24 protein-coding genes are annotated in these 23,384 nt (G+C 39.5%); 11 read left to right on the forward strand and 13 right to left on the reverse strand.

Annotation, left to right across the window (positions count from 1 at the left end; all coding sequences use genetic code 11):
- The first annotated feature begins 1 nt into the window (after position 1).
- Together arsJ and GQR39_RS10305 are read left to right on the forward strand one after the other, a co-directional pair.
- Entirely contained in the window at positions 2 to 1,219 is a 1,218-nt protein-coding gene (gene arsJ, locus GQR39_RS10300; protein WP_165735545.1) for an organoarsenical effux MFS transporter ArsJ, read from the forward strand.
- Positions 1,220 to 1,325: 106 nt separating this feature from the next.
- Positions 1,326 to 3,446: a methyl-accepting chemotaxis protein gene (locus GQR39_RS10305; protein ID WP_165735546.1), complete on the forward strand. Its 2,121-nt coding sequence runs from the start codon at positions 1,326 to 1,328 to the stop codon at positions 3,444 to 3,446.
- 103 nt (positions 3,447 to 3,549) lie between these two features.
- Here GQR39_RS10305 and GQR39_RS10310 read toward each other — a convergent pair whose 3' ends face one another.
- Positions 3,550 to 4,137, reverse strand: a complete 588-nt coding sequence (locus GQR39_RS10310) for a TetR/AcrR family transcriptional regulator (RefSeq protein WP_010553549.1) — start codon at positions 4,135 to 4,137, stop codon at positions 3,550 to 3,552.
- 112 nt (positions 4,138 to 4,249) lie between these two features.
- On the opposite strand from GQR39_RS10310, the gene GQR39_RS10315 reads away from it, so the two are divergent.
- Positions 4,250 to 4,792: a carboxymuconolactone decarboxylase family protein gene (locus GQR39_RS10315; protein WP_010553550.1), complete on the forward strand. Its 543-nt coding sequence runs from the start codon at positions 4,250 to 4,252 to the stop codon at positions 4,790 to 4,792.
- A 62-nt stretch (positions 4,793 to 4,854) separates the two neighbouring features.
- Here GQR39_RS10315 and GQR39_RS10320 read toward each other — a convergent pair whose 3' ends face one another.
- Positions 4,855 to 5,385 carry a hypothetical protein gene (locus GQR39_RS10320; protein ID WP_101216305.1) on the reverse strand — a complete coding sequence of 177 codons (531 nt, stop codon included), beginning with the start codon at positions 5,383 to 5,385 and terminating at the stop codon, positions 4,855 to 4,857.
- Positions 5,386 to 5,437: 52 nt separating this feature from the next.
- On the opposite strand from GQR39_RS10320, the gene GQR39_RS10325 reads away from it, so the two are divergent.
- Both GQR39_RS10325 and GQR39_RS10330 read left to right on the forward strand, forming a co-directional pair.
- Positions 5,438 to 5,821, forward strand: a complete 384-nt coding sequence (locus GQR39_RS10325) for a DUF1294 domain-containing protein (protein ID WP_165735547.1) — start codon at positions 5,438 to 5,440, stop codon at positions 5,819 to 5,821.
- Positions 5,822 to 5,846: 25 nt separating this feature from the next.
- Entirely contained in the window at positions 5,847 to 6,365 is a 519-nt protein-coding gene (locus GQR39_RS10330) for a DUF6795 domain-containing protein (RefSeq protein WP_029751869.1), read from the forward strand.
- 213 nt (positions 6,366 to 6,578) lie between these two features.
- On the opposite strand, the gene GQR39_RS10335 is transcribed toward GQR39_RS10330, so the two are convergent.
- The 3 genes from GQR39_RS10335 to soxR form a co-directional block, all read right to left on the reverse strand.
- Positions 6,579 to 7,664: a rhomboid family intramembrane serine protease gene (locus GQR39_RS10335; RefSeq protein ID WP_165735548.1), complete on the reverse strand. Its 1,086-nt coding sequence runs from the start codon at positions 7,662 to 7,664 to the stop codon at positions 6,579 to 6,581.
- Positions 7,654 to 8,295 (reverse strand): hypothetical protein, encoded by a 642-nt coding sequence (locus GQR39_RS10340; RefSeq protein ID WP_010553555.1) that lies wholly within the window; start codon positions 8,293 to 8,295, stop codon positions 7,654 to 7,656. The genes GQR39_RS10335 and GQR39_RS10340 overlap by 11 nt, the downstream gene beginning before the upstream one ends.
- Positions 8,296 to 8,714: 419 nt before the next feature.
- Entirely contained in the window at positions 8,715 to 9,173 is a 459-nt protein-coding gene (gene soxR / locus GQR39_RS10345; protein ID WP_024607319.1) for a redox-sensitive transcriptional activator SoxR, read from the reverse strand.
- Between the two features lie 76 nt (positions 9,174 to 9,249).
- Between soxR and GQR39_RS10350 the strand changes: the two genes are divergently transcribed.
- The 6 genes from GQR39_RS10350 (at position 9,250) to GQR39_RS10375 (ending at position 14,083) form a co-directional block, all read left to right on the forward strand.
- A complete protein-coding gene (locus GQR39_RS10350) occupies positions 9,250 to 9,723 on the forward strand; it encodes a flavodoxin family protein (RefSeq protein ID WP_165721743.1) in 474 nt (157 codons plus the stop codon).
- 72 nt (positions 9,724 to 9,795) lie between these two features.
- Complete coding sequence (locus GQR39_RS10355) at positions 9,796 to 10,305, forward strand: DsrE family protein (RefSeq protein ID WP_165735549.1); 510 nt, start codon at positions 9,796 to 9,798, stop codon at positions 10,303 to 10,305.
- Positions 10,306 to 10,313: 8 nt separating this feature from the next.
- The gene (locus GQR39_RS10360) at positions 10,314 to 10,949 is read left to right on the forward strand and encodes an SGNH/GDSL hydrolase family protein (protein WP_165721741.1); all 636 of its coding nucleotides are present in this window, start codon (positions 10,314 to 10,316) and stop codon (positions 10,947 to 10,949) included.
- Positions 10,950 to 11,027: 78 nt separating this feature from the next.
- Positions 11,028 to 12,566, forward strand: a complete 1,539-nt coding sequence (locus GQR39_RS10365) for an EAL domain-containing protein (protein WP_165735550.1) — start codon at positions 11,028 to 11,030, stop codon at positions 12,564 to 12,566.
- 56 nt (positions 12,567 to 12,622) lie between these two features.
- The gene (locus tag GQR39_RS10370; protein ID WP_165735551.1) at positions 12,623 to 13,144 is read left to right on the forward strand and encodes a hypothetical protein; all 522 of its coding nucleotides are present in this window, start codon (positions 12,623 to 12,625) and stop codon (positions 13,142 to 13,144) included.
- A 249-nt stretch (positions 13,145 to 13,393) separates the two neighbouring features.
- Entirely contained in the window at positions 13,394 to 14,083 is a 690-nt protein-coding gene (locus GQR39_RS10375) for a response regulator transcription factor (RefSeq protein ID WP_165735552.1), read from the forward strand.
- 79 nt (positions 14,084 to 14,162) lie between these two features.
- On the opposite strand, the gene puuE is transcribed toward GQR39_RS10375, so the two are convergent.
- From puuE to xdhA, 8 genes are read right to left on the reverse strand one after another with little or no spacing between them, the layout of a single operon-like run.
- A complete protein-coding gene (puuE, locus tag GQR39_RS10380; RefSeq protein WP_165735553.1) occupies positions 14,163 to 15,095 on the reverse strand; it encodes an allantoinase PuuE in 933 nt (310 codons plus the stop codon).
- A gap of 1 nt (position 15,096) precedes the next feature.
- Positions 15,097 to 16,308 (reverse strand): urate hydroxylase PuuD, encoded by a 1,212-nt coding sequence (locus GQR39_RS10385; RefSeq protein WP_165735554.1) that lies wholly within the window; start codon positions 16,306 to 16,308, stop codon positions 15,097 to 15,099.
- A gap of 5 nt (positions 16,309 to 16,313) precedes the next feature.
- Positions 16,314 to 17,678 carry a guanine deaminase gene (gene guaD / locus GQR39_RS10390; RefSeq protein WP_165735555.1) on the reverse strand — a complete coding sequence of 455 codons (1,365 nt, stop codon included), beginning with the start codon at positions 17,676 to 17,678 and terminating at the stop codon, positions 16,314 to 16,316.
- Between the two features lie 2 nt (positions 17,679 to 17,680).
- Positions 17,681 to 18,031, reverse strand: a complete 351-nt coding sequence (gene uraH, locus GQR39_RS10395; RefSeq protein WP_101163529.1) for a hydroxyisourate hydrolase — start codon at positions 18,029 to 18,031, stop codon at positions 17,681 to 17,683.
- The gene (uraD, locus tag GQR39_RS10400; RefSeq protein ID WP_165735556.1) at positions 18,028 to 18,528 is read right to left on the reverse strand and encodes a 2-oxo-4-hydroxy-4-carboxy-5-ureidoimidazoline decarboxylase; all 501 of its coding nucleotides are present in this window, start codon (positions 18,526 to 18,528) and stop codon (positions 18,028 to 18,030) included. The genes uraH and uraD overlap by 4 nt, the downstream gene beginning before the upstream one ends.
- Positions 18,525 to 19,415, reverse strand: a complete 891-nt coding sequence (gene xdhC, locus GQR39_RS10405; RefSeq protein WP_165735557.1) for a xanthine dehydrogenase accessory protein XdhC — start codon at positions 19,413 to 19,415, stop codon at positions 18,525 to 18,527. The genes uraD and xdhC overlap by 4 nt, the downstream gene beginning before the upstream one ends.
- On the reverse strand, positions 19,408 to 21,747 hold the full coding sequence (gene xdhB / locus GQR39_RS10410) for a xanthine dehydrogenase molybdopterin binding subunit (RefSeq protein ID WP_165735558.1): 2,340 nt from the start codon (positions 21,745 to 21,747) through the stop codon (positions 19,408 to 19,410). The genes xdhC and xdhB overlap by 8 nt, the downstream gene beginning before the upstream one ends.
- Entirely contained in the window at positions 21,734 to 23,233 is a 1,500-nt protein-coding gene (gene xdhA / locus GQR39_RS10415; protein ID WP_165735559.1) for a xanthine dehydrogenase small subunit, read from the reverse strand. The genes xdhB and xdhA overlap by 14 nt, the downstream gene beginning before the upstream one ends.
- Positions 23,234 to 23,384 lie beyond the last annotated feature (151 nt).

The raw sequence follows: 23,384 nt of genomic DNA on the forward strand, positions 1-23,384 counted from the left end.
TATGTTTGCGCAGTTGGCTAACTTACCGAGTTCTATAAAACAATATTTAATAATTACTGGTAACTATTGGGCATTTACTTTAACCGACGGTGCACTACGCATGTTGGTGGTGCTGTATTTTCATCAGTTAGGTTATGGTGCATTTGCAATAGCCATGTTGTTTTTGTTTTATGAAATTTTTGGTGTGATCACTAATTTAGTCGGAGGTTGGCTTGGCGCGCATTTAGGGTTAAACAAAACCATGAATGTAGGGCTTGGGCTGCAGCTTGTAGCTTTAGCTATGCTTTGCGTGCCAGGGGATTGGCTAACCGTTGCCTATGTTATGGCAGCGCAAGCATTGAGTGGCATAGCTAAAGACTTAAATAAAATGAGTGCCAAAAGCGCCATTAAGCATTTAGTACCACAAAGCGATGAGGGGCAAAGCCAATTATATAAATGGATTGCCATACTTACAGGCTCTAAAAATGCGTTAAAAGGGGTGGGCTTTTTTTTAGGCGGCTTATTACTTACTGTATTTGGTTTTGTAGGTGCACTAATAAGCCTAATTGCTTTACTTAGTGTTGCGTGGTTTATTAGTTTAATTTTTTTAAAAGGTGATATTGGTAAAGCTAAAAACAAACCTAAGTTTAAAGAATTATTTTCTAAATCGCGGGCAATCAACTTACTTAGTGCAGCGCGTTTATGCTTATTTGCGGCGCGCGATGTATGGTTTGTGGTTGCATTACCGGTTTACTTAGCCGCTCAGTTTAACTGGGATCACTGGTGGGTAAGCGGCTTTATGGCTTTGTGGGTTATTGCTTATGGGCTGGTGCAATCGCAAGCTCCACGCATAACTGGACAAAGCGATTCAAATTCACACTCAGTCAAAAAAGCGTATTGGTGGGTTGCTTTATTAAGTGGCGTAACCTGTATTTTAGCGTTGTTGATGCAATTTGATATTGCGGTACATTTTACGCTTGTAATTGGCTTACTTATTTTTGGTGCTGTATTTGCCGTAAATTCATCACTGCACAGTTACTTAATAGTAAGTTTTGCTAAAAATGACGGGGTGTCGCTCGACGTTGGTTTTTACTATATGGCTAATGCAATAGGGCGCTTGCTTGGTACGGTGCTCTCTGGCTGGGTTTTTCAAGTGTATGGGCTTAGTGCATGTTTATGGGTGAGTGTGTGTTTATTAATTGCGGCCTCAATCACAACGGCACGCTTAGCTAAACTTTAAAAAACTCAACATATTGTATTAAATTCAGTTTCTTTAACGATATTCATAGCTTCGTTGGTTAGATCTACTAAACTATATCAGTAGTTTTAATTTAAAGGTGAGATGAATGCGGGAAATATCGCTAGCAAAAAAATTACTTTGGCTTACTGTCGGAAGTATATTTATCACTGTATTAGTGCTTTCGAGCATTTTGTGGTGGCAGTTATCTGCAAGTAATACCGAACTAGCAAGCAAGTCAGAAGAGTACATTATTGTAGAAGTTGAAGAAAAGTTGAATGCAAATGCAGCAATATATGGTGAAAAAATTGCTGGCTTTATTAATGAAGCTTACCGTGTTCCTTATTCATTAGCGGCACTACTTGGCGATGCAGCAAAACAAAACACTTTAGACCGAGATACAGTTGTCCGTATAAATAAAGCGGTTTTAGAACAAAACACTCTCTTATCATCTATTTATTCTCAATTTGAACCGAACGCTTTTGATGGGCAAGATTCTCAATATCAACAAGGGTATAAGCATTCAGTAGATAGTGCTGGTACGTTAGAGGTATACATAACTCGCGATCAAAAAGGCATAATTGAACAACAAAAAGTAGCGAATGCCGCCGATAAATACATAACAACGCTTAATGAGTTTGGTATTCGCGAAGCGCAGTGGTATTTGTGCGCAAAAGACACACTTAAGCCTTGTATTATGGAACCGTATTTATACGAAATTCCATCGGGCGATTCGGTAATGCTAACTTCGTTAACCGTGCCTATTTTAAAGTCAGGCCAGTTTATTGGTTTAGCAGGCGTTGATTTAACTCTACCAACCTTTCAAGTAATGACTGAGCAGCTTTCTAAGCAGCTTTACAATGGTCAAGCTAAAGTAACCTTATTAAGTGATTTAGGTTTAGTTGTAGGCAGCAGTCATTATAAATCTAAATTAGGGCGCCCAATTAAAGAGGCTGTTAGTTCTACTATATTTAATGATATTGAAAAGTCTAAAGGGCAAAGCGGTATTTTTAAAACAAATAGTGAATATTTAGTAAATTATCCAATTGATATAAAACTAGCAAACACTCAGTGGTCATTAATCATAGAAGTACCTACAGATCTAGCACTTGCAGGGCCTGAAGCGCTAGAAAAAAACATGCAAGAAACAGCAGCATCACTCGGGTTTATTATTTTAATTACAGGCTTAATAATTGCTGTGGTTGCTTTTGTTATTATGAAATTAGTAATTGCAGGTGTAATAGCGCCGCTACAACAAATTCAACAGCGGGTTGATAACCTTGCAAGTTCTGAGGGTGATTTAACGCATACATTGCATGTTGATAGCCACGCAGAACTTATTGCATTAGCTGGTGGGTTTAATCGATTTTTAGCAAAACTACGTGATTTAATTTCTGAACTAAAAGCGGTATCTGAGCAAACTAAACAGCAAGGCGAAATAGCACAACACATCGCTATTGATACTAAGCATAATGTTCAATCTCAATTTCAAGAAATTGAAAGTGTGGTAACGGCTATGAACGAAATGAGCGCAACAGCACTCGAGGTCGCCAGAGCATCAGAGCAATCAGCCCAACAAGCCGATGAAATAAATAGCTTGGTAGTAAGCAGTGAGTCGAGCTTATCGTCAGCGATGACACAAGTTAAAACGATGTCTGAAGAAATTAAAGAAGCCAACCAAGCAGTTGAAAAAGTAGCTTCGCGTAGTAAAGACATTACGCAAATATTAGATGTAATTCGTACTATTTCAGAACAAACAAACTTACTTGCACTTAACGCAGCCATTGAAGCTGCGCGCGCAGGTGAGCATGGGCGAGGCTTTGCCGTTGTTGCTGATGAAGTACGTGCACTTGCTTCTAAAACGCGTTCATCAACAGATGACATAAGCCAGTTAATTGATAGTTTACTATCTGAAGTAGGTAATGCATCTACCGTTATTGAAAAAGGCGTAGTACGTGCACAAAATGCCGTTGATGAAACATCTGTAGCTTTTGATGCTCTGCACAGTGTTGTCGTTAAAGTTGATGAAATAACCAATCAAATTACACATATTGCCACCGCTGCTGAAGAACAAAGCTTAGTGACTGAAGAAATAAACCGTAATTTAACGCTTATATCTGATGCCGCATCGCAACTTGCTGACTTATCTACACAAGCAGGGGATAGCAGCGAAGCGCTTAATGCACTTGTTGCCCAGCAAGATAATGAGCTAAATAAGCTTAAAACGTAACTTATAAATTAAGTTTTAAGCACAAAAAAATGGCCAGTTAATACTGGCCATTTTTATTTAGTAAAATAAGTATAACTTGTTGAGAATGCGCGATAACTGCTATTTATAACTTTTTAATCAACATAAACATTTGGTTGATCATTGGCTCAGCAAATTGCTCTACATTAGGACGATTAAAATAACCGCGTAAACCTGTAAATTGCACCTGAAAAAAGCGCGCATATTCAACAGCGGTCAACGTATTACTTAACTCACCTTTGTTTATTGCTTGTGTAAACAACTGCGTTAAATAAGCTTCAAATTGAGCTGTTAAATCTAAGCTTAACTCGTATAGGTTTGAGTCTTTTTCTGCAAACTCGCTGTTTGCTTTAACCAGCATACAAATAGCGCTTGGGCTGCAATCTTTTGTTTTAATTACCACGTTTTCAACAAACGCACGTAATCCACCAAGTACTGTATCGGCACTTGATAAAAACCCCTCTATTTGGGTTTTCATTTGTACTGTGTAATCTTTCAGCGATTCGCAGTATAGACCTTCTTTAGAGCCAAACGCAGAGTAAATACTACCGGGGCGCATATTAACGGCTTCTTGTAAGTCACGCGTTGAGGTTGCATGAAAACCTTTTTGCCAAAATAGCTGGCTAGCAACGCGAACTACATTATCGCGTTCAAATTTAACCTTATTAGCCATATCATTCTCAATCAATTTGAACATTTGCTCAATTTTAACTTGAACAGTCGCTCAAAATCAAATACTATGTGTCTCGAAGTTACTTAAAACTATTAATTATTAGGAGCTAACCATGGCCGAATTTACTTTATACACTCAAGAAAACGCACCAGAAGAAGCAAAACCGTTACTAGCTGATTCAGTAGCAGCATTTGGTATGCTTCCTAACTTACATGCAGTAATGGCTGAAGCACCAACATTACTTAAAGGTTACCAAGTACTGCATGAGCTTTTTCAAAAAACATCATTCAATGCAGAAGAGCTAACAGTAGTATGGCAATCAATTAACGTTGAGCACGCATGTCATTACTGTGTTCCTGCACACAGTGGTATTGCAGCGGCAATGAAAGTTGACCAAGGTGTTGTTGATGCACTTGTAAACAAAACACCACTTGAAAACCCTAAGCTAGAAACTCTTCGTGAAACTACACTCGCAATGACACGTGAACGTGGCGTGATCAGCGATGAGCAAATCGAAAAATTCTTTGCAGCAGGTTACGCTAAGCAACAGCTACTTGAAATTATTGTAGGCTTGTCTCAAAAAGTAATGAGCAACTACACTAATCACCTTGCTGATACACCAGTAGACGCGCCATTTAAAAAATACGTAAAATAAATACGGTTTTATAAATGACAAAAGGCAGCCTAGGCTGCCTTTTTTGTGTTTATAAATCGCGGCTATTTAAATTTTACCGTTTTTGTACTGTGTGTATAAATACGTTGTTCGGGCTTTGTCCACTCACCCTTTTTAAGGTAAGAGGTCGATACAATAAATTTATCGTCTTTTAAATCACTAGTAGATTTAACCTTAGTCACTCCCTCTTTACTGCCTGTTACTTCCTCATAGGCTACAAACTGAGTAGGGCTTAATACCGTTATTGTGCCTTTAGTGTAAAATCCTGCCGTAGTGAAATAATAAAATACGAGTGACTTCTTTTTGCTATCATAAAAAATCATCGACTCACCGCCATACTCACCCTCGTTAATCGAGTGCATGGTACGAATAGCTTTACCGTTTAAAGCGCGTTCCCAACGGCCAACATCTTGTATTTTTTTAGCGCCTTCTGGTACTTTAAAGTCTGCTTGCCACGTTCCTAAGTAAGGTTTAAACACTTCTAGCTCTTTATCAAGGTTACTGGCATTTTCATTAGCAAAGCTACTAAATGTGCATAAACATAATGCGAAGAATAGCGATTTAAAATATGTCATAATTTGGCTCTCGTTGTTAGGCTCTTATAAGCCCAGTATAGGTGATAATTAATTGATAAAGAAAATATTAATCACATTCTCATTGCTTTATTTAGCTGCCATTTGGTTAGCTTACCCGCTGCAATACTTACCTGTTTATATACCAATATATGTACCTGGTTATATAAGTGTATTAAGTGCTATCACTTTTTTAATGTACGCGTGGGATAAGCGACAAGCTAAGCGTTCTTCACATACAAAAGTAAACCGCACGCCAGAGCGTACACTGCAGCTACTTGCATTATTTGGAGGATGGCCGGGAGCATTACTTGCTCAACAATTACTTCGTCATAAATCGCAAAAGCGACGTTTTATTATTGTGTTGTGGTTATGTATTTTAATTAATGTAGGATGCAGTATTGTCGCTATTTATTTTCCAGATTTATTGTTAGGTTAAAGTATAAATAGGAAAAGGACTTTTTATGACCAATACAAGATCGGCTGGCGTGACTTTAACGCTTATTTTATTTTTATTAATACCAATGCAAGGATGTGCAGACATGTTTGGGTTCTTTAATAAACAAGACGTTACGTTATCGTTGCCTGTAAAAGGCAGACTATTAAATAATGGTGAACCCCAACAGGGCGTTAAAGTAACAAGAGAGCTGATTTACGGTGATACTTATATTGATGAAGCTATAAGTGATAACAATGGTTACTTTTATTTCGATAATAAAACAATACGCAGTTCAAAGCCTTCAAACATGTTTTTTAATAGCTCTTTGCTACAGAGTATTTATATTGAAAACAAAAAAGATGAAGATTCAATCTTGTGGTATACCACAATACAGTTCACCGAAGAGCAAGCACTGATGTCTGATATATTAAATAACTTTGAATGCGAACTTAGTGAAGAGGCTAGAACGTACGATATACCGATAAAAAATACGGGTCAATTTTATACAGTTTATACGCGTTGTAATACCAATTCGCTTAATTAAGTGGTCTATTTTGAGGGCGGAAAAACGTGTTGATAGCTAGGCAAAAAATTCGCTATTTAGTTGGTCTAAATGAGAATTTTTTAACGCAGGTAGCGACACGTTTAGCCCCGCAAAATGATTAAGTATTATTGCGGATTGGTATAAGTTATAGAAATTAGTGAGAAGTTTTATAAAGCCACTAATGTTCATCTATTCGTGGCTTTAATATGACGATTAACGTTTTAACTGTGCTTCTTTTTGGTTTAGTAAACGAATTATAGGGTTTTGCTCTAATATTTTACTTTTCAAAATATAACCAATAATTAGTCCAGCTATAAAGCCCCCAATATGCGCACCATAATCAATGCCATCAGGGCCTGTTACTGCACCAAAAATGTTAAATCCTAACCAAATAGCAAAAAACCATACCGCAGAAAGTTTCTTCTGATAAATTACAAACATAAAAGTAAGGCTTGCGTGTCTAAACCACATTAAGTACATGCCAAATAAACCGGCTATGGCGCCACTTGCACCCACGCCTGGTATATTCGACATTGGACTTACAATGTAGCTTGCAAACGAAGCGAGTAGTCCACAGGCTAAATACCATAACAAAAAGCGTTTATGGCCTAAAACATCTTCTAGGTTATCGCCAACTATATATAAAAAGTACATATTGCCGACTAAATGCATTATAGAGCCATGTAAAAATACGCAAGTTAATACAGTCCATAGCTCATTACCTTTGCTTAAATCTGCAGGTGTCATAGCAAAGTTATCAATAACATAGCTAAATGAGCTTGGATTTAAAAAATAAAGTGCAAAAATCAATGTATTTAAAACAATAAGGCCGCGAGTAACCCAAGGGGTTTTTTGTGGTTTAATATTATATTCAACAGGCATTTGCGTTAAAAATTGGAACAGGTAGGTTTTCCAGCTTACTTTTTGATTTAGCTCGCCTAAACTCGCTTTTATTTCAGGGCTTTTTTCTACACTTTCAAGCTCATCTTTATCAATCCATGTGCCATCGCAGTGTCTACAAACATCAATTTCGGTATGAAAAGCTTCAAGTAAATGAAAACGTTCTAAACTTTTTTTACAATCAGGACAGTCAAGCTCAGAAATTCCTAATGGTTCACCAAAGTGAGTTTCAAATTTATCTCCTTCAGGACCGTCATTTATCTCTGAAATCATCCTGTTTACTTCATTTTTTTCGAACCATAAACCGCCACACTCACGGCAAATATCTATTTCTTCACCTTGATAATTGGTTGCTTCTAATGGATGGTCTTTACAATGAGGGCAGTTCTTAGTTAGCATTTTCAAGTTCCTTTAACGAACCAACAGAAATGTCATTCTGCTGTAATTCCATTTTTAATTGTTTAGCGCTATTTTTTAATGCTGGTAGTGTTTGAGTTTTAATTAAGTCTGTTATTTTTGTTAATTCGATAGAGGCTTGCTTAGCAGACATTTTGCGATTTATTGCGGCATTAATGATAAAATCGGCTCGAGAATAAAACCGACGTATTCTAGTTAAAAACTCACTCGGTGTTTCAAGCGTAGTAGGAGAAAATTGCATGGTTTTCCATATGTACTGCTCAAGTGTTGGTTTAAAAAACTCCATCTCTGATGTTGGAGGGCTCTTCGCTAAGCGTTCTGCATACTCAGCTACCGTGTTTGCATTATCATTAACTTCGTCATAAAGTGATGTACGTAAATAGTAATTATCTTCCATTTTACTAAATGAATCAAACTTAAGCGCTTGTTCTAAACCGCTTTGAGCCGCCAGAAAAACACCAAATACAGTAGAAATAACCATAAAAAATTGATTTAACCAAAAACCAGTGCTTTTTAGTTCTTTATGATCGACCGTTTTAAGGACTTGAGTGAATTTTTGAGTAACTATAGGTGGCTTTGTATTGTTTTCTGGGGTGTGATTAGTTGGTTCCAATAGCTTATTCCTTAAATTTTTGCTTCCTTTTTAGGCACGCAAGAATACTTAAAAATTAGCCAGTTAGCAATGCTCCTACCCACATTGAATATACTTTTTACATATATACCTATATTAAAGAAACAATTCGAGTATAGCCTTTCCCTTAAATTTTAAATTGTTTTTTAAATCATCTAGCGATCCAACTAAACAAAAAACTTCATGGCTCTATATTAATGAATAGAGAGTTTTTGTAGTACCTGAGGCTATTTTGTTAGCAAAGTAACGTATTACCAATAAACGGACTAAAAAAACCTTCTTTAATAACTCAATAATGAGGCGTAGTTAGCCTTTATATTTAAGGCGTTGTTGGCCCAACGCCTAAGAGGGGTATTTATTTTTGTTATACAAAAGTGGAGAACTTTTTACACAGGCAAAGACTATGTATTTAAAAGCACAGCGCCGCTTTTATTTTCGCCTAAATGATCATCTTTATTGTAAATTGGGCAACTTTTAAGTGATAAGCAACCACATCCTATACAACCGTCTACTTTGTCGCGCAGGCGTTGCATATGCGCAATTCGCTCATCAAGTTGCGCTTGCCAATGTTTTGAAAGTGCTGACCAGTCTTGTTTTGTTGGTGTGCGGTTGTCGGGTAGGGTAGCTAAGGTGTTTTTAATCTCATCGAGCGTAATTCCCATCGCTTGAGCTGCTTTTATTACAGCTACACGGCGTAATACATCAGGTTTATAACGTCGCTGATTACCATTATTTCGCCAGCTCTTAATTAAAAACTTAGTTTCGTAAAAGTGAAGAGTAGATACTTTTACACCACTTCTTTTTGCTACATAGCCAACGGTTAGGTTAGCTTCGGTTAATTTTTTTTGTCCTAGTGGCATAATTTTAATCCTTCAGTTGACCTCAATATAACTTGAGGTTTTAAGCTTCTACCACATTAAAAAAGGAGCTAACTAAATGCAACAAAAACTTGAGCGTAATACTGTTATTATTTATTCAAGCGCACGAAAAAACGGCAATACCACAGCCCATGTTAATAGCTTTGCCGAGCAAAATGATGTGCGCGTAATTTGTCTGGATGATTATAAAATTGCGCCGTATTGTTATGACAAAAACTATAAAAATGATGACTTTTACGCGCTATTTGAAGTGCTTTTAAAGTACGACCATTGGGTGTTCGCGTCTCCTGTTTATTGGTATAACACTACGGTACAAATGAAGTCTTTTATAGATAGGATCACAGATTACATGGATGACGAAACCTTGAAGCCGAAGTTACGGGCTTTACGTAATAAAGATTTTTCGTTGTTATCAAACGCATCATCGCTTGAAGCGCCTGATATTTTTGTAGAAATGTTTAAACGAACATTTAGCTATTTAGGTATGCAGTTTATTAACCACCATCATAAAAACACTCAATCGGCAGCATGATAAGCTGCCCTTTTTTCTTTGCTTCTGTTAGTTTTATAAATAGGTTAACTTATTTAAAACACAGGATTGTTTATGAAATACCTATTATTGCTTTTACTTATAAGCCCATTTTCGCAAGCGGGTGAAAACCTTATTAAAGACTTTGGTTACTTTTATAGTGTCCCGGAGCATGTTCAGATAAATGACTCTACGGTATTCAAAATAGCCTTTGATGTTGGTGATGGCGCTAAAAAAGGTGAGCAGAACAATTCAATAAACTCACTTGCACGTTTTATTAATATGCATGTAGCACACGGTGTAAAGCCAGATAACATTAAATTAGCGTTAGTGGTACATGGTAGTGCTAGCATTGATGTATTGGCTAATAGTGAATATAAAGAACGTTTTAAAGCGGATAACAAAAATCAAAGTTTAATAAAACAATTGTTGGCCAATAACACCGTGGTTTATGTGTGTGGGCAATCGGCTACGCATTATAAAGTAGCACCAGAACAACTAATTGAAGGTGTGCAAATGTCACTTTCGGCGATGACAGCACATGCCCAGCTGCAACAGCAGGGTTATACACTCAATCCATTTTAATAATTAACATGACAAAAAATATTCTCTGCTTTGGTGATTCTAATACGTGGGGTTTAAACCCTGTAACGGGAAAACGCTTTGATGAAAATACCCGTTGGACATCGTTATTAAATAAAAACTTAGGGTGTGGCTTTAACGTAATAGAGGCAGGGCAGCCTAACCGCACGTTAGTGCATAATCCACCGTTTGATGGCATGCTTAATGGTGTTAGTTATCTAAAGCCTTATTTGGATAAGCATGAGCTCGACTTTATTATTATTGCCCTTGGTACAAACGATCTTAAAAAACGTTTTAATTTAACACCTAGTTTAATAGCAGGTGGCTTAAATGATTTAATTAACTCAATACATATTTATTATCAGCAAGGTAGTACTTTAAAATCTCCTAAAATTATTATTGCTAGCCCACCTAAAATAAGAATCACCGAGCAGTATTCGCGTATTTACGAAGGTGCAGATACAAAAGCAACAAAGCTCTCTAGTGCATTTAAAAGCGTTGCGGCTAATAATAAATGTACTTTTATTGATTTTAATACATTTATTAATGTAACAGCCGGTGATGGGATTCACTTTGAAAGTAATCAGCATTTAACGGTAAGCGCTAAAATCACTCAGTTTATTCAAAATTCGTTCAATAATTTTTGAATCGATCTGTTTGAATTTAATGCGACTTATGCAATCATCTAATAAAGTAGTGATATAAATTAACAACTTCGAGATGCTATGAAAAAGTACCAACAAAAATCTATTATAGCCATTTTAACCGGAGGGTTAGTTTTTGTAATTGGCTGTTTTATTTTGCTCAATTTTGCAGCGCAGCAGTTAACAGCACAAACAAAGTCAGACGCTGAATATATTCTCGGTCATGTAGAAGGTGCAATTGCAGAGAGGCGTCGAATTCTTACCCCATTAAATAAGCTTGCGTTTAAGCAGTGTGACAACACAACCCTTCTTGAGATGCGCCGCGCTTTATTTGATGCAAAATATGTAATTGATATAGGCTTTTTTAAAGGTAACCAGCTAGTTTGCACTACTGGTGCAGGCTTATTAAGTAAACCAATTAACGACAAACAGCCTGACTTTATTCGAGATGGTGAGAAGGTCAGGGTTCGTTTTGAGCCAGAGCTTTATCTATTATTATTTAGTGAGCGCCCTATGGAGGTAATTATAGTCAGACAAGGGGACTATAATTTAATTATGCAGAGCACGCCCTTTACCAACATCGGAATTACTGCGCCAGATTGGGAAGTTATTTATAAAACACCAAATGCTTTGCATCATTTAGCAGGTAAAGAGGGGTTGTACCAGCAGGTAAAAAACAGCGTTTTCTTTCCTTACGAAACTAACTCAGTTTGCAGTTCTACAAGTAGTCAATATTGTGTAGTAGTGCACTTGCCTTGGAGTCTGTTTTTTTCTAATAATCACTTATTATTAATAATTTCGTTAATTTTAACCTGTTTAGCGGGCATATCGAGTGCGTTAATAGTTGATGCGAGGATTGCTGCACGCCGCTCTACCAATCAACGTATTCGTAAAGGGCTTAAAAAGGGATCATTTTATTGGACTTACCAGCCCATTATTTGTTTGCAAAGTGGCAAGCTGATTGGTTGCGAGGTACTTGCACGTTTTGAAGATAAGTACGGTGCTTTATTTCCAGATGAGTTTATTCCGGTTATTAGAAAAAATAATTTAACTTGGACTTTTACTGAGGCAATGATTGCTACCACAATAAAAGAGTTAACCTCTATAGAGTTATTGCCAGAAGGCTTTAAAGTGTCGCTTAATATATTTCCGTGTGATGTAGAGCTGGGTAATGTGTCGTTACTGCCGCAAATTACAGAGCTTACCAACTCACGCTTTATTATTTGTTTAGAGATAACTGAAGACGAGTACCTTGATACAAGCATTGCGCATGCTCATTTTAGAACCTTAGTGGAATCGGGATTTAACTTATCATTAGATGACTTTGGTACGGGTTATTCGAATTTAAGAAACTTACAAAATTTGAGCTTTCATCAACTTAAAATTGATCGTACGTTTGTTCAAGATATAGCAACTGAGGGCTTAAAAGCCTCTATGATCCCAAATATTATGGAACTTGTGCATAAGTTTAATTATACCTGTGTGGCAGAAGGGATTGAAACCACTGAGCAAGAAGCTATTTTAAAAATGGCGGGTGTGCATTATGGGCAGGGTTGGAAGTATGGTAAGCCCATGACGGCGTCTAAATTTAAAAATTATATAACTAATCAGCATTTTTAGATCTCAGCTGCCATACTAAACGTATCGTTATGAAATTTATAAATATTAGGTTTATTATGATCAAATTAACATTAAGTGCTTTTGCATTTTTACTACTTAGTGCATGTACAACACAGTACCCAAACCAACAATTAACAGGTAAGCAGTTCCCAAGCATTAGCGGCGAAAGTTTAGAGCAAAGCATGGTGACTATACCCAGCGATTTTAAAGCAGATAAAACACTACTGCTTATTGGGTACAAGCAAGATAGTCAGTTTGATATAGACCGTTGGTTAATTGGTTTAGATATGGCGGGTGTAACGCTCCCTACATACGAACTACCAATCATTGCCGGCATGGCACCACGTATGTTTAGCACATTTATAGACAGCGGTATGCGCAAAGGCATCCCTAAAGAATTATGGGGTGGGGTAATCACTATTTATAAAGATGGTGAAACAGTTCAAAAGTTTACAGGTAATCAAAGCCCAAATAACTCACGTGTGGTACTTATAAATAACAGCGGCGAAATTTTATATTTTTATGATCGAGGTTTTTCGGTTGATGAGCTAAATAAACTAAAAGCGAGTATAGAATAATTGATCCTAAAAGTTAGTTTAGGCTAATGCATATTTAAGGCTTTATAAGTTATTAAGCCACTAATCCGATCTGTTATTTATCTTATAAAAGCAATTTTAAAAATAAAATTGATGAAGGTTTTGCATTGATTTAATTGATTTTTATCTATTTTAGGATGAGAAAGAATAACAGTACTTTAATATCAAAATCCCATTGTAAGTTGTATTTGATTTAGGTAATGTAGTGTAAATGTTTCAAGGACGAAATTTATGCCCCATAAAAACTCGGTATTTGTAAAAACAACGTTTCAATCATCTTTTCATTCACACAACTACACCGCTATTTTAAGAACACTACAAGCTTTGTTTGGTGATATTAAAATGGACGAGGTTATTCCTAAAGCTGAGCAGCGCACAAATTATGATTTGTTTTTAATAGATGGTGCTAAAAGCAAATGGCAAGACCTTATTCCGACTGACCTTATTTGTTTAGCTAAACACTATAGCGTTGTCATCTTTAATGTTGATAAAGAAGATGTGTGCGAGCAAAACTTATTGCTTAACCATTTTAATGGTGTTTTTTATAAATCTGATCCACCAGAAGATATTTTTAAAGGGTTACTTCGTGTTAATACTGGCGAGCTTTGGTTTACGCGTAAAGTGATTTCAAAAGCTTTTAACGATATTTTAGCCGTGGCATCGTCGTTTAATAGCTTACACGACGACATTGAATTAAAGCAGGACGATTACGATCATTTAACAAAACGAGAAAAGTCTGTTATTCATTTAATTGCACAGGGGGCGAGTAACAATACAATCGCTGATAAACTTAACATTAGCGACCACACTGTAAAAACACATTTATACAGTGCGTTTAAAAAAACTAACTCACGCAACAGGGTGGAGCTTGCTAATTGGGCGCAGCGCTATATATCGGTTTTGCTGCCAATGGGGAAATAGTTTTTTGAATAAATTTCACTACTCCTAAAGTAATTTAAGCCCAGCTTTGCTGGGCTTTTTTATGTTTTAAAAATATAAACTATACTTTTTTATACGGGTGGGTTTTAAGCCAGTGCTCGGCTATTTGCTCGCGCGTGGCAAACCATACCTGCTCATGCGATCGGGCATATTCTAAAAACCGTGCTAATGCTTTTATTCTTCCTGGGCGACCAATTAAGCGGCAATGTAAACCTATCGACATCATTTTAGGGGCGTTTTCACCTTCTGGATCGCCTTCCTCGTATAGCGTATCAAATGCATCTTTTAAGTAATTATAAAACTGATCGCCGGCATTAAAACCCTGTACGGCAGCAAAGCGCATGTCGTTTACATCGAGCGTGTAGGGCACAATGAGTTGTGGCTTACCTTCTTTAATACTGTAAAAGGGCAAATCGTCGCTGTAATCGTCGGCATCATATAAAAATGTGCCATTCTCAACTACAAGGGCTGCGGTATTTGGGCTAGTTCGGCCGGTATACCAGCCTTTGGGCTTTTTACCCGTAAGCGTTTGAATAATCTCAATGGCTTGTTGTATATGCTCGCGCTCGGTTTGCTTATCTATATTTTGATAATTAATCCAGCGCAGGCCATGGCTTGCAATTTCGTGGCCTGCTTCAACAAAGGCTTTAGCTACATCGGGGTGGCGCTCAAGGGCCATCGCCACTGCAAAAATGGTGACCGGTATATCGTATTTTTTAAATAAACGCAGTAGCCTCCACACGCCCGCGCGCGAGCCATATTCGTAAATAGACTCCATGCTTATATGGCGGTCTTCTACATGGGGAGCACTGACTATTTCTGATAAAAACGTTTCGGCCGCTGCATCACCATGTAATACACAGTTTTCGCCGCCTTCTTCGTAATTTAATACCACTTGCACGGCAATACGGGCTTTATTAGGCCAGTTTGCATGAGGCGCATGTGGGCCATAACCAATTAAATCGCGCGGGTAGTTTTTAAATTGCTCGCTCATTTTATTGCTCCTTTTTAAGCGCTGCGAGCCAAGAGCCTAGCGCTTCGCGCTCTGTGTCTGTCATCTTGGTCATATTAGCCAGTGGCATATCTTTGGTTATAACCGCGCGGGTATGCACAAGTACTTGCGACTTTTTTACCTGTTCAATTGAATCAAGTTTAAAGCCAAGTGGCGCTGTTTGAAAAAGCTCAGAGGTAGGTGTTTCACTGTGGCACTGCGTACAGTGTTTGCTGATTATATCCCACGCTTGTGCGTCGGTAATACTTGCTTGTAAAGGCGCGCTTTCGTCTGCATTTGTTGGTGTATTAGGCCACGGAGCTATTGCCAACATAAGAGCAAAAAATGCTGCAATACCACTTATAAGTACTGAAGGTTTATTAACGCCTTGATGTTTTAAGTTAAAGTAATGGCGTATCCACATACCAATACCAAACAGCGCAATTAAAATAAGCCAGCCAAAGTTGTGGCTATACGTGTAAGGAAAGTGATTGCTAAGCATAATAAATACTACAGGTAATGTGGCGTAGTTATTATGAATAGAACACAGCTTTGCCTTTAAACCTGGCGCTGAATCAGGGATTCTACCAGCTTCTACTTCACTCACCATGTAGCGCTGCCCTGGCATAATAATGTGATATACATTACCCACCATACACGTGCCAATAAGTGCACCTACATGAATATACACAGCGCGGTCGCTAAATAGTTGATCAACCCCAAAAGTCCACAGAGCTAATAAACCAATAACTACAGCAATAAACACTTTGCCGTTTTCAACCAGTGGGGTTTTACACAATAAACGATAAACACCATAGCCTAAGCCAATAAAACCAAGGGATGCGCCAATAGCTGCAAATTTACTTAGCTCACTTTTACTGTTATCAATTAAATACACATCGGCGCCAACATAATAAAGTAAGCTAAATAGTAATATACCGGTGATCCACGTTGTGTAGGCTTCCCACTTAAACCAATGCAGGGTGTGAGGCATTTGTTCAGGGCCATTTTGATACTTAGCCACTTCGTAAAAGCCACCACCATGCACGGCCCATAAATCGCCTTTTATGCCTTTATCTATTTTCCACTGCGGTGGTGTTTGTAGGTTGTTATCAAGCCATGCAAAATAAAATGAAGCGCCAATCCATGCTATACCAGCAATAACATGAAAATAACGCAGTACTAAATGAGCAAGCTCAAATAAATAGTTTTCCATAACGGTTAAGCCTCTTCTAATACCGGTGAGCGGGTGTCTGAAAATTGATTGCTATCATCGCGCTTATACACACTTTTACCCATAATGTAGGTTTGCTCAACGCAGCGGTCGTCGCCTAACATCATCATTACAAATAGTTTTTCATGTAGGGTTTTGGCATGTTGTATTCTAAATTTTAAAAACGAAGTTGCTGAACAATCCATTACAATAAAATCGGCCTCACAGCCGGCTTCAAAATTACCAATTGTCCCTTCTAAATCGAGCGCTCTAGCACCGCCGAGTGTTGCTAAATACAGCCCTTTAAATGCTGAAAACTTTTGACCTTGTAACTGTTGGATTTTGTAAGCTTCGTTACCTGTTTGTAGCATAGAAAAGCTTGTTCCTGCGCCTACATCGGTACCCATGCCTACGTTTATGCCGTGCTCTTCACAGGCTTTTAAATTTAAAAGTCCTGATCCTAAAAATAGGTTTGAGGTAGGGCAGTGCGATATAGCCGCATTGTTATCTGCAAGGCAGCAAAGTTCGCGCTCAGATAAATGAATACTATGGGCAAAAACCGAGCGTTTGCGTACCATTTTTGCTTGCTCGTAAACGCCAAGGTAATCTTCAGCTTCTGGAAATAGCCCTTTAACCCATTCGCACTCGTCTTTGTTTTCTGATAGATGAGTGTGCAGGTAGGTGTCTGGGTATTCTTCAAGTAACTGAGTGCATTTTTGTAATTGTTCTGGGGTTGATGTGGGGGCAAAACGCGGCGTAACTGCGTAGCTTAGCCTGTCAACATTGTGCCATTTTTTTATTAGGGCTTTAGATTCGTCATAGCTTGTTTGCGCGCAATCAGATAAGTCGTCAGGGCAGTTACGATCCATCATTACTTTACCGGCAATCATACGTAAATTGCGTTTTTGTGATTCTTTAAAAAACGCATCAACCGATTGCGGGTGCACAGTGCCAAATACAAGGGCGGTGGTTGTACCATTGCGCAGCAGCTCGTCTAAAAAGCGATTAGAGATCTCTTTTGAATAATGCTTACACGTAAACTTTTTCTCTGTCGGAAACGCATACTCGGTTAGCCAACTTAGCAGTTGCTCGCCGTATGCACCCACCATTTCGGTTTGTGGTAAGTGTATGTGGGTGTCAATCATACCAGGCATAACGAGCTTACCATCGTGGCGGATAATACGCGCTGATTTATCAATCGTTGGCAGTATGTCTTGCTCGTAGCCAAGTTTAACTACTTTGCCGTGCTTGATAACTAATGCGCCTTTTTCAAAAAAACGATGGGCGTTTTCGCCAGCAATGGCAGGGTCGTCAACAAAGTCGAGTATATCAGCACAAACTACTGTTAAGTTATTATTGTTTTGTGTGCTCATAGTTAGCTACCTCTGTATGTAGAGTAGCCAAACGGGCTAAGCAACAATGGGATATGATGATGTTTAGTATCTTGTAATCTAAAAGCTATTTGCGCCTCTGGGTAAAACGCAGGGGTAGGTTGGTTTTGGTAATAACTATCTAAATCAAATACCAGTTTATAGGTTGCAAATTCTACTTCTGTATTTAGCCAGTCGGTAATTCGCCCATCGGTATCGGTTGTGCCTTGGGTTAGTTGTACCCATTCGTTATTTGTAAGTTTAAATAGCTTAACAGCAACGTTTGCTGCAGGTTTTCCGGTGCTGGTATCGAGTATATGGGTGGTAATAGGGCTTTTGTTCATACTTTTATTCATAGCAATGACTCCAATCTTATTTTTGTTATTTTGGCTTGTTCGCCCGCGGCTATAGCAAGCTCTGTGCTGCGGGTGTTGTGTATGCGCTGCTCTATGAGTTCAAGCATTTGTTCGGCCGTTTTAGCGGTGGCGCACACAATAAAAATAAAGCCAAACTTGTTCAGGTACTCTTTATTAAGGGTAATCATTTTGGTAAGTACGGCTTCGTTTGCTTTGCTCATACCCGATTGCTCATGCCCCGCTTTTTGTGCGGTAGCAGCGTATTTTTTGCTAAGGGTTGATAAGTCACCTATTTGCGGGTGGCCTTCAAAGGCAGCTAAATAGTCGCTCTCGCCAAGGCTATCCCATATGCTTTTTGCGCATTCAAACAGCTGTTGAGCACTTTTAAATGGCATTGCTTTTACCATGGCTGCCACCCAGTTAGGGGCCGCGCAGCAATGCTCAAGAGCTTGTTTTGCTTGTGCATCATTTAGCGTATTTATTTGTAAGCTACTCATGCGCCTACTTCCTCCTGCGTGGTGCTAATTAAGGCATTTTTTAGTGTGCGCCACTGCAAGCCTTGGCGTTTTGGCGCTTGGGTTTGCATAGCCTGATAAAGGCCAATTAGCTGTCCACTAATCGAAATAGCCACTTCCATTGGTAATTTGCCCGTAATATTTTTAAGCCCAACAGGGCAGGTCATTTGTTGTATTTGATCGGCTGTAAAATCGCGATGTGCTAGGCGTTGTTTAAAACGTTTTGCTTTAGTGTCAGAGCCAATAACGCCCAGCCAATTGGCATCAGCGCGTTTAATAATTGCTTGGGTGAGTGCAAAGTCGAGCTGGTGGTTATGGGTCAATACTAAGTAGTTGTTAGCTTTAGGCGCACGCTTTACTTGTTCTGTTGGCTCTTCATCAACCACTTTTACTACATTAGTCGGCATAGCCTGTGGGAATACATCTGCGCGGCTATCTATCCAGCGTATGCGCATAGGCAGCTGTGCCAATATACCAATAAGCGCCTGTGCTACGTGGCCTGCGCCGTAAATGTCGAGGGTAAAGCGCTCGCATTGCATGCATTCAAGCATAACGGTGGCAGCCCCGCCGCAGCACTGGCCTAAATTTGCACCTAGGTTAAATTGCTCTATTACTTGGGCGGCTTCGCCTTTGGCAAGTAGTTCGCGGGCTTTTTCAATTACTACATATTCAAGGTGGCCACCGCCAAGGGTGTCGTAAATATGCTCGCCGCTTATTACCATTTTAGAGCCTGTGCCACGTGGGGTTGAGCCATTGGTGCCAAGTACCGTGGCAATTACATAGTTAGTGCCGCTTTGTTCATGCTCGTTTATAGCCTGCGCCCAATTTTGAGTATGAAAACCTTGAAACGACTCATTTAAATTAGTCATGTTGATGCTCCTTAAACCAGCTCGCGGTTTGCTCAATTGCACTCAATACTCGCTCTGGGGTTGCGGGTGTATCCAGTGTGGCGGTGTATTTGTAATTAGCCACACTGCTTATTGCATTACGAATGGCGCTCCATACACTAAAGGCCAGCATAAATGGCGGCTCGCCTACGGCTTTTGATCTAAACACGGTGGTTTCTGGATTTGCTGAGTTATAAAGATTGACGTTAAATTCGGCAGGTGTATCGCCAATGGCTGGTATTTTGTAGTTGGCTGGGCCAAAGCTTGCAAGCTGGCCTTTATCATTCCATTGTAAGTCTTCGGTTGTTAGCCAGCCCATACCTTGTACAAAGGCGCCTTCAATTTGCCCTATATCAAGTGCTGGGTTAATTGAACTGCCTACATCGTGCAGTATATCAACGCGGGTTACCGTGTTTTCGCCCGTAAGCGTATCTACTTCTACTTCGCTGAGTGCAACACCGTGAGCGTAGTAAAAAAATGGGCGGCCTTCGCCTTTAGCTCTATCGTAATGAATTTTTGGTGTGGCGTAATAACCCGTTGATGAAAGCGATATACGGTTCATGTAAGCAAGGTTTGCAAGTTCGCTAAAGCTAATTTCCCCTTTACTAAAAGTAATGAGGTTATCTTTAAATGTAATACTTTGGCTGTCTACTTCAAAGTGATCGGTAATAAAGTTTATTAAGCGCTCTTTTATTGTGTTTACTGCATTTAGCGCCGCCATACCGTTTAAGTCGGTACCGCTTGAGGCCGCTGTTGGTGAAGTGTTTGGTACCTTGTCGGTACGCGTGGCACTAATACTTACCGCGTTAAAATCGACCCCAAAGCCGTGGGCCACAATTTGCGCAATTTTGGTATTTAGTCCTTGGCCCATTTCGGTGCCGCCGTGGTTTAAATGTATAGAACCATCGCTATATACATGTACTAATGCACCAGCTTGGTTTAAATGTTGTACCGTAAACGAAATACCGTATTTAACCGGCGTCATCGCAAGGCCTTTTTTGATAATAGGTGACGATACGTTAAATGCTTTAATAGCCTCTTTACGTGCCCAGTAGTCACCCGACTCCTCAAGCTGGTTTATCATATCTATTAAAATATGTTGCTCTACGGTTTGATGGTACGGCGTGGTGTCGCGGCCTTTCTTGTATAAATTAAGTTTTCGGATCTCAAGCGGATCTTTACCTAATTTGGCGGCTATATCGTCCATTATTAGCTCGCCCATAATCATTCCTTGCGGGCCACCAAATCCTCTAAATGCGGTATGGCTTACGGTATTTACTTTACAGCGATTACCCTTGATTGTGGCGGTTGGGTAGTAGTAGGCGTTATCGGCATGAAACATGGCGCGATCTACAATTGCATCAGATAAATCAGGCGAGTAGCCACAAAACCCATTTACGGTAATGTCGGCACCTTCTATTAAGCCATTTTCGTCAAAACCAACATGGTATTGGTTATAAAAAGGGTGGCGTTTACCGGTTAATTTAAAATCGTCGCTGCGGGCTAGGCGCATTTTTACTGCGCAGCCAAGGTAATAAACCGCAAGGGCTGCAAGGCATGCCCATGGTGCGCCTTGGGTTTCTTTACCGCCAAAAGCACCGCCCATACGGCGGGTTTCTACGTTTACAAAGCTAAATGGCTTTTTTAAAATTTTAGCAACTAAGTGCTGCACCTCAGTAGGGTGTTGCGTAGAGCATTGAACATGAATGCCCCCGTCGTTATCAGGTTGCGCCAGTGCTATTTGGCCTTCTAAATAAAAGTGTTCTTGCCCGCCTATGTTTATTTCGCCTTTAAGCTGGTGGGCTGCGTTATTAATGGCTTGTTCGCTGTTACCACGGTTAAGTGAATGGGGCGGCCTCACCCAATGCTCTTTGCTAATGGCTTCTTTAATATCAAGTATGGGTGTAGTTTGCTCGCACTCAATAACCACTAAGCGTGCAGCGCGGCGCGCTATTTCATAGGTGTCGGCAACGACAATTAATACAGGTTGTCCGTGGTATTGAATCTCATGGCTAGTGAGTAATACATCACCAGGAAATACCGGGCCAATATCTAATTTACCCGGTACATCTTCTGCCGATAAAATACGTTTAACGCCTTTAACTGCCAGTGCGAGACTGGTATCAATTGATTTAATAAAGCCGCTTGTAACAGGGGCGAGCACTGGGTAGGCATGCAGGCAACCGTAAGGCTCAGGATTATCGTCGGCAAAATTTGCACTTCCACAAACTTGTTTAATAGCGCTTTCGTGATATTTAGATTGTCCAACGCTACCACCTTGCGCTTTTAGTTTATCCATTTCAAAGTGACGCATGTGAGATCCTCGTAATGGCAATGTTGTTATTGTTGCTTGCTTGCGGCTCACAAAACTCAATACCAATGCGTTGTAATAAGTTTTTGCTTACCGTGGTGCGGTAATGCGCACTGCTTCTTACATCGCTCATGGGCGTAAAGTCATCGTTAATAGCCGTTGCTGCGTCTATAAAAGTGCTCACTTGTAATGATTGAGATATCAGCTTTTGCTCAATATGCTGCGCGCGCTTAGGAATAGCTGCCATACCGCCCATAGCGCAGCGGGCTTGAGTAATCATGTTTTGTGAATGCTCTATAGCAAGTACCAAACAAACGGTAGATATATCGTCTTCAAAGCGTTTTGATATTTTATGACATGCCAGTTTTAGTGACTCTGGGCGCTTTGGGATGGTGAACTTGCTAATTACTTCATCGCTTTTAAGAACCGTTTTTTTGTAATCAATAAAGTAGTCGGCAACTTTAATAGTGCGCGTACCAGCGCTGCTTAATAAATCCATTGATGCATTAAGAGCGATTAAAAGAGGAGCTGGATCGCCAATAGGAGAGGCATTCCCTATGCTGCCACCAAGCGTGCCGCTGTTACGTACTTGGCTTGATCCTAAGCGTTCAAATAGCTCTTTTGACTCTGGGTAATGGTTATAAAATACCTCAACAAATTGGCTATAAGGGAGTGCTGCACCAATGTGTAGCTCACCGTTATTATCTGCCAAGGTGCAAAGATCCTTTACTTGGCTAAGGGAGATAATTACATCCGGTAAGAGCATGTTTTGGCTAAGCTCAATGGCAAAGTCGGTGCCACCAGCAACTAAATGTGCATAAGGATAAAGCGCTTTTAGCTCAACAAGTTGTTGGGCAGTTTGTGGTAAGTAAAATTTGCGAGGACCATTTTTTAAAAATGGAATATCGTCATCATATTGCGTATTAAGTGATGCTTTAAATTGAGCGGCCATTGCTGAGTAAGGTTCAGCTTTACGCTCATAGCTATAGGCTTTTTCGGCTGCAAGTAATATAGGGTTATAACCTGTACAACGGCATAAGTTACCGCCAAGTGCATGAATAACCGCTTTTTTACCAGGGTACGTTGGCTCATTAATATAAAGAGCCAACAAACTCATTATTATACCGGGCGTGCAAAAACCACATTGCGAACCATGGCACTCCACTAGTGCACGTTGTACGGGGTGTAAATCGGTTAAGTTTGGGTATAAGCCAGTAGTCACAGCCTCTACCGTTACTATATGTTTTGCATGCGCATTACCTAATAACAATAAACAGCTGTTCATTGTTTTGTATTGCCAACTAGTTTGCCCGTTTGCATTTATACGCTCTTCACCCACTAAAATTGTGCACGCACCACAGTCGCCAGTTGCACATCCTTCTTTGGTGCCCACTTTCCCTTTTTTGGTGCGAAGCCAGTCCAAAATGGTGAGACTTGGCGAACATTCTTGTACTTCAATTGGCGTGTTATTTAATAAAAATTGAATCACACAGACCCCCTTAATTTTTATAAAGCCCTGATACATAAAGGCTTGGCGTATGTTTTTTCTTGTTGTTTGCGCACGGGTAAGAAAAATACTTTTTCATCTTGGTAAGTATATTGCAGTTACCATGCCATTGTTGACCGGTTGGTCAGTTGAT

Origin of the sequence: Pseudoalteromonas sp. C8 (genome assembly GCF_011378685.1) — a bacterium.
GTDB classification, from domain to species: domain Bacteria; phylum Pseudomonadota; class Gammaproteobacteria; order Enterobacterales; family Alteromonadaceae; genus Pseudoalteromonas; species Pseudoalteromonas arctica.

Coding starts and splice junctions, on each gene's coding strand:
- GQR39_RS10335 (WP_165735548.1), bottom strand. CDS start 7,664: ATGCTAACTAAGAACTGCCCTCATTGTAAAGACCATCCATTAGAAGCA.
- puuE (WP_165735553.1), bottom strand. CDS start 15,095: ATGAGCGAGCAATTTAAAAACTACCCGCGCGATTTAATTGGTTATGGC.
- xdhB (WP_165735558.1), bottom strand. CDS start 21,747: ATGCGTCACTTTGAAATGGATAAACTAAAAGCGCAAGGTGGTAGCGTT.
- GQR39_RS10305 (WP_165735546.1), top strand. CDS start 1,326: ATGCGGGAAATATCGCTAGCAAAAAAATTACTTTGGCTTACTGTCGGA.
- GQR39_RS10320 (WP_101216305.1), bottom strand. CDS start 5,385: ATGACATATTTTAAATCGCTATTCTTCGCATTATGTTTATGCACATTT.
- GQR39_RS10360 (WP_165721741.1), top strand. CDS start 10,314: ATGACAAAAAATATTCTCTGCTTTGGTGATTCTAATACGTGGGGTTTA.
- GQR39_RS10385 (WP_165735554.1), bottom strand. CDS start 16,308: ATGGAAAACTATTTATTTGAGCTTGCTCATTTAGTACTGCGTTATTTT.
- GQR39_RS10350 (WP_165721743.1), top strand. CDS start 9,250: ATGCAACAAAAACTTGAGCGTAATACTGTTATTATTTATTCAAGCGCA.
- xdhC (WP_165735557.1), bottom strand. CDS start 19,415: ATGACTAATTTAAATGAGTCGTTTCAAGGTTTTCATACTCAAAATTGG.
- uraH (WP_101163529.1), bottom strand. CDS start 18,031: ATGAATAAAAGTATGAACAAAAGCCCTATTACCACCCATATACTCGAT.
- arsJ (WP_165735545.1), top strand. CDS start 2: ATGTTTGCGCAGTTGGCTAACTTACCGAGTTCTATAAAACAATATTTA.
- uraD (WP_165735556.1), bottom strand. CDS start 18,528: ATGAGTAGCTTACAAATAAATACGCTAAATGATGCACAAGCAAAACAA.
- GQR39_RS10370 (WP_165735551.1), top strand. CDS start 12,623: ATGATCAAATTAACATTAAGTGCTTTTGCATTTTTACTACTTAGTGCA.
- soxR (WP_024607319.1), bottom strand. CDS start 9,173: ATGCCACTAGGACAAAAAAAATTAACCGAAGCTAACCTAACCGTTGGC.
- guaD (WP_165735555.1), bottom strand. CDS start 17,678: ATGAGCACACAAAACAATAATAACTTAACAGTAGTTTGTGCTGATATA.
- GQR39_RS10310 (WP_010553549.1), bottom strand. CDS start 4,137: ATGGCTAATAAGGTTAAATTTGAACGCGATAATGTAGTTCGCGTTGCT.
- GQR39_RS10365 (WP_165735550.1), top strand. CDS start 11,028: ATGAAAAAGTACCAACAAAAATCTATTATAGCCATTTTAACCGGAGGG.
- GQR39_RS10330 (WP_029751869.1), top strand. CDS start 5,847: ATGACCAATACAAGATCGGCTGGCGTGACTTTAACGCTTATTTTATTT.
- GQR39_RS10375 (WP_165735552.1), top strand. CDS start 13,394: ATGCCCCATAAAAACTCGGTATTTGTAAAAACAACGTTTCAATCATCT.
- GQR39_RS10315 (WP_010553550.1), top strand. CDS start 4,250: ATGGCCGAATTTACTTTATACACTCAAGAAAACGCACCAGAAGAAGCA.
- GQR39_RS10355 (WP_165735549.1), top strand. CDS start 9,796: ATGAAATACCTATTATTGCTTTTACTTATAAGCCCATTTTCGCAAGCG.